Origin of the sequence: Pseudomonas benzenivorans (assembly GCF_024397895.1) — a bacterium.
Classification (GTDB): Bacteria; Pseudomonadota; Gammaproteobacteria; order Pseudomonadales; family Pseudomonadaceae; genus Aquipseudomonas; species Aquipseudomonas benzenivorans_A.
The window spans coordinates 1853161-1865137 of the sequence record NZ_CP073346.1 but is presented as its reverse complement, the minus strand read 5'-3'; the positions used below and the strand labels follow the sequence as shown (position 1 = coordinate 1865137).

The following is an 11977-nucleotide window of genomic DNA, read 5'->3' as shown; positions in this document are numbered from 1 at the left end:
CGGCGGGGCAGATTCACAGCAGTTCCGGCAGCTCCAGCGAGGTGGCCGGGGAGATGGCCGAGGTGGCGGCGCGCCAGCGTGAGGCGGTGGACATGGTGTCCACCGCCTTCCATGAGATGGTCATGACCGCCAATGAGGTTGCGCGTTCCTGCACCCAGGCCGCCGAGTCCGCCGACAGCGGACAGCGCCAGGCCCATGCCGGGCAGCGGCAGATCGACGAGGCGGTCGAGCGGGTCAACCGTCTGAGCGGCGAGATTCAGCAGTCGGCCGGCGCCATGCGCCAACTGGAGCAGGACAGCCAGGATATCCAGTCGATCCTCGGCACCATCCGCTCGATCGCCGAGCAGACCAACCTGCTGGCGCTCAATGCGGCCATCGAAGCCGCCCGCGCCGGTGAGCAGGGCCGCGGTTTCGCAGTGGTCGCCGATGAGGTGCGCGCCCTGGCCAAGCGCACCGCCGACTCCACCGAGGAAATCGATGGCCTGCTCGGCGGCCTGGCGCGGCGCACCCAGCAGATGGGCACGCAGATGCAGGGCAGCCTCGAGGTGTCGCAGCTGACGGTGGCCTCGATCAGCCAGGCGAGTGCCAGTTTCGAGCGGATTCGCGATGCGGTGGATGTGATTCGCGACATGAACACCCAGATCGCCACGGCCGCCGAGGAGCAGCATCAGGTGGCCGAAGACATCAACCGGCACATCAGCCAGATCCACGCCGATGCCCGCCTGGTGGCAGACCTGGCCGGGACCACCAGCGTGGATGCCAAGACCCTGGCGGGCCTGTCCGAGGAGCTGAGCGCGCTGATCCGGCGCTTCAAGACCTGAGGTGTGTCGCGCCCGGGGCCGGATCGCGCCAGCCCCGGGCGGGTATCAAGGGGGGAAGGCTCAGGCGAAGGCGGGCAGGGCGCCCATCTTGCCGCGGCAATAGACCATGGGCGCGACTTCCTGCTCCGGCACGATCAGGTTCTTCACCGCGCCGACCAGGATGGCGTGGTCGCCGCCTTCGTACTCGCGCCACAGCTCGCACTCGATGATCGCGGTGGCGTTGCGCAGGATCGGGTTGCCCAGTTCGCTGAGGCTCCACTCGATGCCCTTGGCCTTGTCGCTGCCCTTGCGGGCGAAGGCGTAGGCCTCGCCCTGCTGCTCGGCGGACAGCAGGTGAATGGCGAAGCGCTGGCTCTTGATCAGCGCCGGGTAGGAGTCGGAGCTGTAGTTGGGGCAGAACAGCACCAGGGCCGGGTCCATGGACAGCGAACTGAAGGCGCTGGCGGTGAGGCCGACGATGCCGCCGTTATCGTCCAGGGTGGTGATCACGGTGACGCCGGAGGGGAAGGAGCCCATGACGTGTTTGTAGGCAGTTGCGTCGATCATCTCGAGTACCTCGGCAGAGCGTGGCTGCGACCGGCAGCCATGGTGGGGCTGGCATCGCCGGCTTGTTCCGGCGATTCGATGTGGATGATGGTATACCGTAATACAGTGTTCGCAAGAATTATTTGTGGTCGGCGGCGAACGGTCGTCCGCTGCTGATCGGCTCGGCCAGGGCCGGTTGACTAGGGGGCGGGAACGGGGCCGAAGCCAGGCGCCTGCATCGGGGCCGGAAACACACAGCCCCTTGGCCTGGGCGGCAGGCGCAAGGGGCTGCGGGGATCGGCCGGCGCAGTGGCGCGCTGGCCGGGAGTCGACTGCCGCGGTGCGTCAGCCGCCGAACGTCAGGGTTTCCACCACTTCCAGGTCGTAGCCGGTCAGGCCGGCGTACTTCAGCGGCGCGCCGAGGTGGCGCAGCTTGCCGACGCCGATGTCCTGGAGGATCTGCGCGCCGGTGCCGACCTCCGAGTAGATGCGCGACTGCGAGCGGTTGAACTGCTGGCGTGGCTGGGTCAGTTGCGGCACGCGTTCCAGCAGGGCCTGGGACGACTCGTTGTTGGCCAGCACCACCACCACGCCGCGACCTTCCTCGGCGACCTTCTGCAGCGCCGCCCACAGCGTCCAGTTCTGCGGGCCGGTGTACTCGGCGCCGACCAGGTCGCGCAGCGGGTCGATCACGTGCACGCGCACCAGGGTCGGCTCGTCGCGCTCGATCTCGCCCATCACCATGGCCATGTGCACGCCGCCTTCGATGCGGTCCTCGTAGGTGATCAGGCGGAAGTCGCCGTGCACCGTGGGCAGCTCGCGCTCGCCGATGCGGGTCACGGTGTGTTCGGTGCTCAGGCGGTAGTGGATCAGGTCGGCGATGGTGCCGATCTTGATGCCGTGCTGGGCGGCGAACTTCTCCAGGTCGGGGCGACGGGCCATGCTGCCGTCCTCGTTCATCACCTCGACTATCACCGACGCCGGGCTGAAGCCGGCCAGGCGCGCCAGGTCGCAGCCGGCCTCGGTGTGCCCGGCGCGGTTGAGCACGCCACCGTCGCGGGCGCGCAGGGGGAAGATATGCCCGGGTTGCACCAGGTCTTCGGCCTTGGCGTCCGGCGCCACGGCGGCCAGCACGGTGCGCGCGCGGTCGGCGGCGGAGATGCCGGTGGTCACCCCAGTGGCGGCCTCGATGGAGATGGTGAAGGCGGTGGAGAAGGCGCTGCCGTTGCTCGGCACCATCTGCTCCAGGCCGAGGCGCTGGCAGTGCTCGTCGGTCAGGGTCAGGCAGATCAGGCCGCGCGCCTCGCGGGCCATGAAGTTGATCGCGGCCGGTGTGCAGGCTTCTGCGGCCAGTAGCAGGTCGCCCTCGTTCTCGCGGTCCTCGTCGTCGACCAGCAGGACCATCTTGCCCTGGCGGAAGTCTTCGATGATTTCTTCGATGCTGTTGAATGCCATGCCAATGCTCTCAGGGTTTGCGATGGGTAGCGGTTGTTCGACAGGCCGTATGGTATACCATATTACGAAATTCTGACGAGCACCCGAGGTAAAGATGAAGGCTTACTGGATTGCCCATGTCGATGTGACCGACCCCGAGCAGTATGGCGAATACAGCTGCCGGGCGCCGGCAGCCATCGCCCAGCACGGCGGGCGGATCCTGGCCCGGGGTGGGCGCGCCGAGGCGCTGGAGGGGCGGGCGACGCCGCAGCGCAGCGTGGTCATCGAATTCGCGTCCTACGAGCAGGCCCTGGCCTGCTACCGCTCGGCCGAGTACCAGGACGCCTGCGGCCACCGCCAGGGTGCGGCCCTGGCCGAGGTGATCATAGTCGAGGGCTGCGTACCCTGACCCCGTGCGGCGGCGACTGCTTCAGCGGATGAAGTGCACCTTGCCGGTGTCGTCGTTGCCGACGTAGATGCCGTAGACCCCGGCCTGGCGCTCCTCGATGTAGCGCTCGAGAATCTGCCGGATCGCCGGGTAGTAGATGCTCTCCCAGGGGATTTCGTCCGGGGCGAAGAAGCGGTAGTCGAGGGTCTCCGGGCCGAACTGGCCGGTCGCTTCCAGCACCGTCGCGCGGAAGATGATGTACACCTCGCTGATCTTCGGCACGCTGAAGATCGAATAGGGGCAGAGGATCTCGGCGCGCACCCCACTCTCCTCCCACACCTCGCGCAAGGCGGCTTCCTCGGTGGTCTCGCCGCGCTCCATGAAGCCGGCCGGCAGGGTCCAGGTGCCGGGGCGCGGCGCGATGGCGCGCTGGCACAGCAGGTACTTGCCGTCCCGCTCGATGATGCAGCCGGCGATGATCTTCGGGTTCTCGTAGTGGATGTAGCCGCAGCCCGCGCACATCAGGCGCTCGTGGGTGTCGCCGGGTGGTGCCTGTCGGTTCAGGCCGTCGCCACCACATTGCGGACAGAAGCGCGGGGCTGTCATGGGGTCAGCGTCCGATGCGCGGGTCGTTGAGGGCGATGGGCGATGCGATCTCGCGCAGCTTGCCCGGCTCCTCCTGCTTGGACTTCAGGTAGTCCAGGGCCACCTTGGCCGCGGCGCGTACGTGGTCCACCGAGGCCTGGTGGGCGGCCTGTGGGTCGCCGCTCTTAATTGCCTCGACGATGCGTTCCATTTCCTGGTTGCTGCTGCCGCGGCGGTTGGTCTGGGACACCGAGGTGGCGCGCAGGTAACTGATGCGGGCCTGCAACTGGCGCAGCTGGGTCGCCGCGATGTGGTTGCCCGAGCCCTCCAGCAGCACGTCGTAGAAGCCCTGCACGGACTCGAGCACCTGCTGCAGTTCGCCTTCCTCGAGGACCTTGCGGTTCGCCTCCAGGGCGCGCTCCAGGGCGCGAATGTCCTTGGCCTTGGCATTGAGGGTGAACAGCTGGACGATCAGACCTTCGAGCACGCAGCGCAGCTCGTAGATGTCGCGGGCATCCTCCAGGGTGATGATGGCCACGCGCGGGCCCTTGGCGTCGGCGAACTCCACCAGCCCTTCCGACTCCAGGTGACGCAGGGCTTCGCGCACAGAGGTGCGGCTGACCCCCAGGCGGTCGCAGAGGTCGCGTTCCACCAGGCGGTCGCCGGGCAGCAGCTGGAAGTTCATGATGGCGCTGCGCAGCTTGTCCAGCACGATCTCGCGCAGGGTGACCGGGTTGCGATTGACCTTGAAGCTATCGTCGAGAGGCAAGCGTTTCATGGGTTCCGCTCTGGTTGGGACTGTCCGTAAAAAAGCAAAAAGCACCCAGATCGCTGGATCGAGGGTGCTCGGAATGTTTGCTTCAGGCCTGGGTTTAGGCTTGGCTTTCGGCATCAGCCTCGGCGAAGGCTTCGCGGGCGATGCGGAAACTGTCCACGGCAGCGGGTACGCCGCAATAGATGCCGACCTGTAGCAGGATCTCGCGAATCTGCTCACGGCTGAGACCGTTGCGCAAGGCGCCACGGATATGCAGCTTCAGCTCATGCGGGCGATTGAGCGCCGAAATCATGGCCAAGTTTATCATGCTGCGTTCGGCCAGGGATAAGCCGTCGCGGCCCCAGACATGGCCCCAGCAGTACTCGGTGACCAGCTCCTGCAGGGGGCGGTTGAAGTCGTCGGCGTTGTCGATCGACTTGCTGACATAGGCCTCGCCCAGCACCTGGGTGCGGATCGCCAGCCCCTTTTCGTACTTTTCGTTGCTCATGGCGCTCTCCTCGGATGCGGGCCTACAGCCCGCCCATCAGGGTGTATTTGATTTCCAGGTAGTCCTCGATGCCGTACTTGGAGCCTTCGCGGCCCAGGCCCGAGGACTTGATGCCGCCGAAGGGCGCGACCTCGGTGGAGATCAGCCCTTCGTTGATGCCGACCATGCCATATTCCAGGGCTTCGCTCATGCGCCAGGCGCGGCCCAGGTCACGGGTGTAGCAATAGGCGGCCAGGCCGTACTCGGTGTCGTTGGCCAGTTGCACGGCTTCGGCCTCACTGCTGAAGCGGAACACGGCGGCCAGGGGGCCGAAGGTTTCCTCGCGGGCGACCTTCATCTCCGTGGTCAGGTCGGCCAACACGGTCGGCTGGAAAAAGCCGTTGCCCAGGGAGTGGCGCTCGCCGCCGCAGAGCAGGCGCGCGCCCTTGCCCAGGGCGTCCTGCACGTGCTCCTCGACCTTGGCCACGGCACGCTCGTTGATCAGCGGGCCCTGGTTGACCCCGTCGGCGAAGCCGTCGCCGACCTTGAATTCGGCGACCCGCTCGGCCAGACGGCTGACGAAGGCCTCGTAGATACCGTCCTGAACCAGGAAGCGGTTGACGCAGACGCAGGTCTGCCCGGCATTGCGGTATTTGGCGATCAGCGCGCCCTCGACCGCGCGCTCCAGGTCGGCGTCGTCGAAGACGATGAACGGTGCGTTACCGCCCAGCTCCAGGGAGACCTTTTTCAGCGTGCTCGCGCACTGGGCCATGAGCAGCTTGCCAATGTTGGTGGAGCCGGTGAACGACAGCTTGCGCACTTCGGCGCTGGCGGTCAGCTCGCCACCGATGGCCACGGCATCGCCGGTGATGACGTTGAATATGCCGGCCGGGATGCCCGCCTGCTCGGCCAGGGCGGCCAGGGCCAGGGCGGAGAAGGGGGTCTCCGGGGCCGGCTTGACGATGCAGGGACAGCCCGCCGCGAGGGCCGGGCCGGCCTTGCGGGTGATCATCGCGGCGGGGAAATTCCAGGGGGTGATGGCGGCCACCACGCCGATTGGCTCCTTGCTCACGACGATGCGGGCATCGCCCTTGTGGCTGGGGATGGTGTCGCCGTAGATGCGTTTGGCCTCTTCGGCGAACCACTCGATGAAGCTGGCGGCGTAGAGAATCTCGCCCTTGGCCTCGGCCAGCGGCTTGCCCTGCTCCAGGGTGAGGATCTCCGCCAGGGCGTCGGCATGCTCCAGCATCAGCGCGTGCCAGCGCTTGAGGATGGTGCTGCGCTCCTTGGCGGTGCGCGCGCGCCAGGCCGGCCAGGCGGCATTGGCGGCGGCGATGGTGCGCTGGGCCTCGGCGCTGCCCATGTTCGGCACCCGGCCGATCAGGGCGCCGTTGGCCGGGTTGAAGATGTCCTGCTGGGTGCCGTCCTGGGCGTCACACCATTGCCCGTCGATGAAGGCCTGCTGGCGGAACAGGTGTGTGGCTGCTGGGGTCATGTCGGCTCCGGAAATAAAAAAGGGGCCGCCACCAGGGTGAACGGCAGGCGACCCCAAAAAAGATGTCAGGTGGTCTCGATCAGGCGATGGCAGGCAGGGCGCCCAACTTGCCGCGGTGGTAGACCATCGGGGTCAGCTCGACCTCGGGGATGATCAGGTTCTGCACGGCGCCGACCATAATGGCGTGGTCGCCGCCCTCGTACTCGCGCCACAGCTCGCACTCGATGATCGCGGTGGCCTTGCTCAGCAGCGGGTTGCCCAGCGCGCTGAGCTGCCAGTCGATGCCCTTGGCCTTGTCCTTGCCTTTGCCGGCGAAGGCGTAGGCCTCCGCCTGCTGTTCGGCGGACAACAGGTGGATGGCGAAGCGTTTGCTGGCCCGCAGCACCGGGTAGGAGTCCGAGGCGTAGTTGGGGCAGAACAGCACCAGCGCCGGGTCAATCGACAGGGCGCTGAAGGCGCTGGCGGTGATGCCGACGATGCCGCCGTCCGCGTCGAGGCAGGTGATCACCGTGACCCCCGAGGGAAACGAGCCCATCACTTCTTTGTAAATGCCTGGTTCGATCATCTTTGACTACCTATATGTTGCCGGTCGTGTGCGCTTCAGCGCATCACGAAGGGGTCGGCCATGGGGCTTTGCGAGAGGTTGATCCACACCGTTTTCTGCTCGGTGTAGGCGAGCACCGAGTCGATGCCGCTCTCGCGGCCGTAGCCGCTGTTCTTGAAACCGCCGATCGGCGCCATGGCCGAGACGGCGCGGTAGGTGTTGACCCAGATGATCCCCGAGCGCACGTCACGGGCCAGGCGGTGGGCGCGGCCCAGATCGCGGGTCCAGATGCCGGCGGCCAGGCCGAACTGCGAGTCGTTGGCGATGGCCAGGGCCTCGGCCTCGTCCTTGAAGCGGATCACCGAGGCGACCGGGCCGAACACCTCTTCCTGCATGATCTTCATCGAGTTGCTGTCGCACTCGAACAGGGTCGGCTCGTAGTACCAGCCGTTGCCCTCGATCTGCGGACGCTTGCCGCCCAGGCGCAGGGTCGCGCCTTCGGCCAGGGCGTCGGCGACCAGGCCCTCGACCACCGCCAGCTGCTGCGCGGTGGCCATGGGGCCCATCTCGCTGTTGTCATCCTGCGGGTTGCCGATGCGGATGCGACGGGCGCGCTCGATCAGGCGCTCGACGAATTCGTCGTAGATCTCGTCCTGCACCAGCAGGCGCGAGCCGGACACGCAGCTCTGTCCCGAGGCGGCATAGATGCCGGCTACCGCGCCGTTGATGGCGCTGTCCAGGTCGGCGTCGGCGAAGATGATGTTCGGCGACTTGCCGCCCAGCTCCAGGGACAGCTTGGCGAAGTTCTCGGCGCTGCTGCGCACCACGTGGCGGGCGGTGGAGGCGCCGCCGGTGAAGGCGATCTTGCGCACCAGCGGGTGGCGGGTCAGCGCCGCGCCGGTGCTCGGTCCGTAGCCGGTCACGACGTTGACCACGCCCGGCGGGATGCCGGCTTCGAGGGCCAGGCGCGCCAGCTCCAGAATGGTTGCGGAGGCATGCTCCGAGGGCTTGAGCACCACGGTGTTGCCGGCGGCCAGGGCCGGGGCCAGCTTGATCGCGGTGAGGTACAGCGGGCTGTTCCAGGGAATGATCCCGGCTACCACGCCCAGCGGCTCGAGCACGGTGTAGCCGAACATGTCGGTCTTGTCCAAGGGCAGGGTGCCACCCTCGAGCTTGTCGGCCAGGCCGGCGGTGTAGTGGAAGAACTCCGGCAGGTAGCTGACCTGACCGCGGGTCTCGCGGATCAACTTGCCGTTGTCGCGGCTTTCCAGCTGGGCCAGCTGTTCCTTGTTCTCGGCGATCAGGTCACCCAGGCGGCGCAACAGCTTGCCGCGGGCGGTGGCGGTCAGGTTGCGCCAGTCCGGGCCCTCGAAAGCCTTCTGCGCCGCCTGGACGGCGCGCTCGACGTCGGCTTCATCGGCGTCGGGCAGCTCTGCCCAGGGCTCGGCGAGCGCCGGGTTGAGGCTCTGGAAGGTCTTGCCGGACAGGGCATCTAGCCACTGACCGTCGATGCACATGCGAAAGCGTTCGAGGCTCATGCAAGGATCTCCTTAACGGGGTGCGGAGTGGGCTGGGTGCGCTCGAGGAAGTCGAGCAGCAGCTGGTTGACCAGGCGCGGCGATTCCACCGGCATCATGTGCCGCTGTTCCTCCAGTATGGCGGCCCGGGCTCCGGTAATCCGCTCGGCCAGCTGTTCGGCCATCTCGGGCGTCGAGCCCGCGTCCAGCGAACCGGTGGCGACCAGCGTCGGCACCTGGATGCACGACAGCGCGTCGGCGCCGAACATGTCCTGGGTGGCGAACAGCCTGTAGGTGGTCAGGTAGCCTTGCGGGTCGTTGTTCGCCAGGGTTTGCCGGATGGCGGCGACCTGTGCCGGGTTGGCGGCCAGGTACTCGCGGCTGAACCAGCGGGTCAGGGCGGCTTCGACGTTGGCCGCCGGGCCGTGCTCGGCGACCTGGCTGGTGCGCTCGATCACCCCGGCGCGCTGCTCGGCGTTGCGGTTGAACACGCTGTTGAGCACCGCCAGGCCGTTGAGGCGCGTCGGGTGCTGCAGGGCGAAGGCCCGCGCCACCAGTCCGCCCATGGAAAACCCCACCACCACCGCCTGGGGCAGGTCGAGGTGGTCGAGCAGCTCCAGCAGCTGTTCGGCATAGGCCGGTAGCTCGGTATCCGCCGGCGGCAGCGGACTGGAACCGTGGCCGAGCATGTCATAGGCGATCACGCGGAAGTGCGGGGCCAGGCCGACGATCTGCCCGCCCCACATTTCCTTGTTCAGGCCGACCCCGTGGATCAGCACCACGGGTTGGCCTTGGCCGGTCGCCAGGTAGCTGGTGCCGGCCGGGGTCTGTTCAGCGGTGAGCCGAATCATGGGTTGCTCCTGCGCGCGCCGTCCAATTACTGGGCTTGCTCAGCGGCCAGTTCTTCCAGATCGATGTAGCGGTTGCCGATACGCGGGTGCAGGCGGCCACCGTCGGAGGCGCCCAGGACCACCACGATCTCGTCGGCGCGCGGTGCGTCCTCGATCTGCATTTCCAGGGTGACGTAGTGCGAGCGCGCGCCTTCGTCGTCCTTGTGCATCATCGGGATCTGGATGGAGGTGCCCGGGCCGCCACGCTTGTTGGTGAAGCTCAGGTAGCTCTTGGCGTTCACCGCCTGGCGGTAGTGGTTGCCGAAGCGCAGGTTGTGGATCACCGCGGAGGCGTGTTCGATCTCGCCGTCGGCGCCGACCACGGCGGCCTTGCCGTAGGCCTCGATCTTCTCGGCGCCACCGATGGCGTCGACCAGGCGTTGGACCATCAGCGCGCCGAGCTCGGAGCAGTTGGCCTTGATTTCCGTGCGCAGGTCTTCGACGAAGCCACGGCCGGACCAGGGGTTCTTCATCACCACGGCCAGGCCGACCATGGTGACCGGCTTGTCGGTGGCCTTGCCACCTTCGATAAGGGTTTCTTCCACGTAGCTGACGATCTTGCGGATTTCAAAGCTCATTAGGCTCTCCTGGGCTGCGGATGGGGCGTAATCGCCGTAGTCGTATTATGGTATACCATAAGACTAGCGTGGCAAGTCAAGCGATCCAGTGGCCCTGCGCCGCTGGCGGCTTGGCTAGAAGCGGGAGCGATCACCGCGAGCTGAATTTTCTCGGGTCAAGTGCTTTGCTTCTGTATTCCGGTCTATGGTATACCATATGACAAGCGAATGTTGCTGCATCCACTGCGGTCGCATTCGGGCGCTGCCGGAGTGACCGAGGACGACTGCCATCGTCTGAGGAAACTCAACGCCCGAGCGGTTGCAGGCGACATTGGCGACAAGCACTTCTATGTGTGTCCCATACAAAAATAAGGAGGAGGCGCGCTCGTGAGCGAACATCCTATGCAAGGCTCTCAGCGTCTGTTCGCAGGCGTAAATCCGACGATGGCCATCTCATCCCTGGTGATGGTGCTGGTCTTCGTGCTGTTCACCGTGTCCTTCAGTGAACTGGCCAACAGTCTCTATACCGGCGCCAAACAGTGGATCGAAAGCTCCCTGGGCTGGTACTACGTGGCCGTGGTCAGTGGCGTGCTGTTCTTCACCTTCTGGGTCGGACTCAGCCGCTTCGGCAACCTGCGTCTGGGCCGCGACGACGAGCGTCCGGAATTCAGCAACTTCTCCTGGTTCGCCATGCTGTTCAGCGCCGCGGTCGGTACCGGCCTGCTGTTCTGGAGCATCGCCGAGCCGCTGATGCACATGCAGGGCAACCCCTTCATGGAGATGGCCGGCGTCGCCGCCAACACGCCGGAAGCGGCGCAGATCGCCCTGCGCGTGACCATGTTCCATTGGGGCCTGCACGGCTGGAGCATCTACATCATCGTCGGCCTGATCCTGGCCTACTTCACCTATCGGCATAACCTGCCGCTGACCGTGCGTTCGGCGCTGTATCCGCTGATCGGTGAGCGTATCTATGGCCCGATCGGCCATGCGGTCGACCTGCTGGCGATCTTCAGCACCCTGTTCGGTACCGCCACCACCCTCGGCCTGGGCGTGTCGCAGATGAACGCCGGCCTGAACTACATGTTCGGCATCGAGATCTCCACCACCAATCAGCTGATCCTCATTTCGGCTACCGCGGTGGTCGCCACCCTCTCGGCGGTGTCCGGGGTGCGCAAGGGCATCCTCTGGCTCAGCGAGTGGAACATCCGCCTGAGCAGCATCCTGTTCCTGTTCCTGCTGCTGGCAGGGCCGACCGTGTTCCTCCTCGGTCTGTACGCCACCAGCCTGGGCGACTACCTGGCCACCTTCATCCCCATGGGCATGTGGACCGATTCCAACCCCGAGCGTCAGTGGCAGGGCTGGTGGACCATCTTCTATTGGGGCTGGTGGCTGTCCTGGGGCCCGTTCGTCGGCATGTTCATCGCCCGCATCTCCCGTGGTCGCACCGTGCGCCAGGTGGTCCTGGGCGGCATGCTCGCCTCGACCCTGGGCGCCTTCCTGTGGATCGTGATCATGGGCGGTACCGGCGTGTCGCTGCAGCTGGCCGGCGCCATCGACCTGAACGCCGTGGCCAACTCGGACGTGACCATGGTGCTGTACAAGACCATCGAGGGGCTGAACGTGTCCTGGGCGACCATGGCCATGGCCGGCCTGGCTACCCTGATGATCGTCAGCTGGTTCGTCACCTCGGCCGACTCGGCCACCCTGGTGATCTGCACCATCCTGTCCATGGGCAACCAGAACCCGCCGCAGCGCTTCCGCATCATCTGGGGTCTGGGCCTGGGTGCGCTGGCCGGTGTGCTGTTGCTGGCCGGCGGCCTGAAGGGCCTGCAGGCGGCGACCATCGCCGCGGCGCTGCCGTTCTCCGTGGTGTTGCTGGTGATCTGCTACAGCCTGGTGCGGGCACTGCACCAGGAAGAGCGCGAGTCGCTCTGCGTGCGGGAGGCCCAGGGCGCCTGAGTTCTGGGCGCCCCAGCCTTC

Annotated in this window: 13 protein-coding genes; 3 read left to right on the top strand and 10 right to left on the bottom strand. The window is 66.5% G+C overall.

Annotated elements, in window-relative coordinates; genetic code table 11:
* Nucleotides 1-53: 53 nt before the first annotated feature.
* The gene (locus tag KDW96_RS22210; RefSeq protein ID WP_370295442.1) at nt 54-821 is read left to right on the top strand and encodes a methyl-accepting chemotaxis protein; all 768 of its coding nucleotides are present in this window, start codon (nt 54-56) and stop codon (nt 819-821) included.
* 60 nt (nt 822-881) lie between these two features.
* Here the strand turns inward: KDW96_RS22210 and KDW96_RS08780 are convergent, their stop codons facing one another.
* Together KDW96_RS08780 and ribBA are read right to left on the bottom strand one after the other, a co-directional pair.
* The gene (locus tag KDW96_RS08780) at nt 882-1367 is read right to left on the bottom strand and encodes a flavin reductase family protein (protein WP_255840040.1); all 486 of its coding nucleotides are present in this window, start codon (nt 1365-1367) and stop codon (nt 882-884) included.
* Between the two features lie 324 nt (nt 1368-1691).
* Complete coding sequence (gene ribBA / locus KDW96_RS08775) at nt 1692-2801, bottom strand: bifunctional 3,4-dihydroxy-2-butanone-4-phosphate synthase/GTP cyclohydrolase II (RefSeq protein ID WP_255840039.1); 1110 nt, start codon at nt 2799-2801, stop codon at nt 1692-1694.
* Nucleotides 2802-2895: 94 nt separating this feature from the next.
* Here ribBA and KDW96_RS08770 point away from each other — a divergent pair, with 94 nt between their 5' ends.
* Complete coding sequence (locus KDW96_RS08770) at nt 2896-3189, top strand: DUF1330 domain-containing protein (RefSeq protein ID WP_255840038.1); 294 nt, start codon at nt 2896-2898, stop codon at nt 3187-3189.
* A gap of 21 nt (nt 3190-3210) precedes the next feature.
* Here the strand turns inward: KDW96_RS08770 and KDW96_RS08765 are convergent, their stop codons facing one another.
* The 8 genes from KDW96_RS08765 to KDW96_RS08730 all read right to left on the bottom strand — a co-directional run bounded on the left by KDW96_RS08765 (nt 3211) and on the right by KDW96_RS08730 (nt 10018).
* Nucleotides 3211-3774: an NUDIX hydrolase gene (locus KDW96_RS08765; RefSeq protein ID WP_255840037.1), complete on the bottom strand. Its 564-nt coding sequence runs from the start codon at nt 3772-3774 to the stop codon at nt 3211-3213.
* A gap of 4 nt (nt 3775-3778) precedes the next feature.
* Nucleotides 3779-4531: a GntR family transcriptional regulator gene (locus tag KDW96_RS08760; RefSeq protein WP_255840036.1), complete on the bottom strand. Its 753-nt coding sequence runs from the start codon at nt 4529-4531 to the stop codon at nt 3779-3781.
* A 94-nt stretch (nt 4532-4625) separates the two neighbouring features.
* Nucleotides 4626-5015 (bottom strand): carboxymuconolactone decarboxylase family protein, encoded by a 390-nt coding sequence (locus KDW96_RS08755; RefSeq protein WP_255840035.1) that lies wholly within the window; start codon nt 5013-5015, stop codon nt 4626-4628.
* Between the two features lie 22 nt (nt 5016-5037).
* Nucleotides 5038-6489, bottom strand: coding sequence for an NAD-dependent succinate-semialdehyde dehydrogenase (locus KDW96_RS08750; protein WP_255840034.1), 1452 nt, complete (start codon nt 6487-6489; stop codon nt 5038-5040).
* Nucleotides 6490-6568: 79 nt separating this feature from the next.
* Complete coding sequence (locus KDW96_RS08745; RefSeq protein ID WP_255840033.1) at nt 6569-7054, bottom strand: flavin reductase family protein; 486 nt, start codon at nt 7052-7054, stop codon at nt 6569-6571.
* A 35-nt stretch (nt 7055-7089) separates the two neighbouring features.
* Entirely contained in the window at nt 7090-8571 is a 1482-nt protein-coding gene (locus KDW96_RS08740) for an aldehyde dehydrogenase (RefSeq protein ID WP_255840032.1), read from the bottom strand.
* Nucleotides 8568-9401: an alpha/beta fold hydrolase gene (locus KDW96_RS08735; protein ID WP_255840031.1), complete on the bottom strand. Its 834-nt coding sequence runs from the start codon at nt 9399-9401 to the stop codon at nt 8568-8570. The genes KDW96_RS08740 and KDW96_RS08735 overlap by 4 nt, the downstream gene beginning before the upstream one ends.
* Before the next feature lie 26 nt (nt 9402-9427).
* Entirely contained in the window at nt 9428-10018 is a 591-nt protein-coding gene (locus tag KDW96_RS08730; RefSeq protein WP_255840030.1) for an amino acid synthesis family protein, read from the bottom strand.
* Between the two features lie 423 nt (nt 10019-10441).
* Between KDW96_RS08730 and KDW96_RS08725 the strand changes: the two genes are divergently transcribed.
* A complete protein-coding gene (locus tag KDW96_RS08725) occupies nt 10442-11956 on the top strand; it encodes a BCCT family transporter (RefSeq protein ID WP_255840029.1) in 1515 nt (504 codons plus the stop codon).
* The last annotated feature ends 21 nt before the right edge of the window (nt 11957-11977 follow it).

Bases quoted from the DNA above. Each gene is read 5' to 3' on its own strand.
- KDW96_RS08765 (WP_255840037.1), bottom strand. From the start codon at position 3,774: ATGACAGCCCCGCGCTTCTGTCCGCAATGTGGTGGCGACGGCCTGAAC.
- KDW96_RS08750 (WP_255840034.1), bottom strand. From the start codon at position 6,489: ATGACCCCAGCAGCCACACACCTGTTCCGCCAGCAGGCCTTCATCGAC.
- KDW96_RS08780 (WP_255840040.1), bottom strand. From the start codon at position 1,367: ATGATCGACGCAACTGCCTACAAACACGTCATGGGCTCCTTCCCCTCC.
- KDW96_RS08745 (WP_255840033.1), bottom strand. From the start codon at position 7,054: ATGATCGAACCAGGCATTTACAAAGAAGTGATGGGCTCGTTTCCCTCG.
- KDW96_RS08760 (WP_255840036.1), bottom strand. From the start codon at position 4,531: ATGAAACGCTTGCCTCTCGACGATAGCTTCAAGGTCAATCGCAACCCG.
- KDW96_RS08735 (WP_255840031.1), bottom strand. From the start codon at position 9,401: ATGATTCGGCTCACCGCTGAACAGACCCCGGCCGGCACCAGCTACCTG.
- KDW96_RS08770 (WP_255840038.1), top strand. From the start codon at position 2,896: ATGAAGGCTTACTGGATTGCCCATGTCGATGTGACCGACCCCGAGCAG.
- KDW96_RS08730 (WP_255840030.1), bottom strand. From the start codon at position 10,018: ATGAGCTTTGAAATCCGCAAGATCGTCAGCTACGTGGAAGAAACCCTT.
- KDW96_RS22210 (WP_370295442.1), top strand. From the start codon at position 54: ATGGCCGAGGTGGCGGCGCGCCAGCGTGAGGCGGTGGACATGGTGTCC.
- KDW96_RS08725 (WP_255840029.1), top strand. From the start codon at position 10,442: ATGGCCATCTCATCCCTGGTGATGGTGCTGGTCTTCGTGCTGTTCACC.
- KDW96_RS08740 (WP_255840032.1), bottom strand. From the start codon at position 8,571: ATGAGCCTCGAACGCTTTCGCATGTGCATCGACGGTCAGTGGCTAGAT.
- KDW96_RS08755 (WP_255840035.1), bottom strand. From the start codon at position 5,015: ATGAGCAACGAAAAGTACGAAAAGGGGCTGGCGATCCGCACCCAGGTG.
- ribBA (WP_255840039.1), bottom strand. From the start codon at position 2,801: ATGGCATTCAACAGCATCGAAGAAATCATCGAAGACTTCCGCCAGGGC.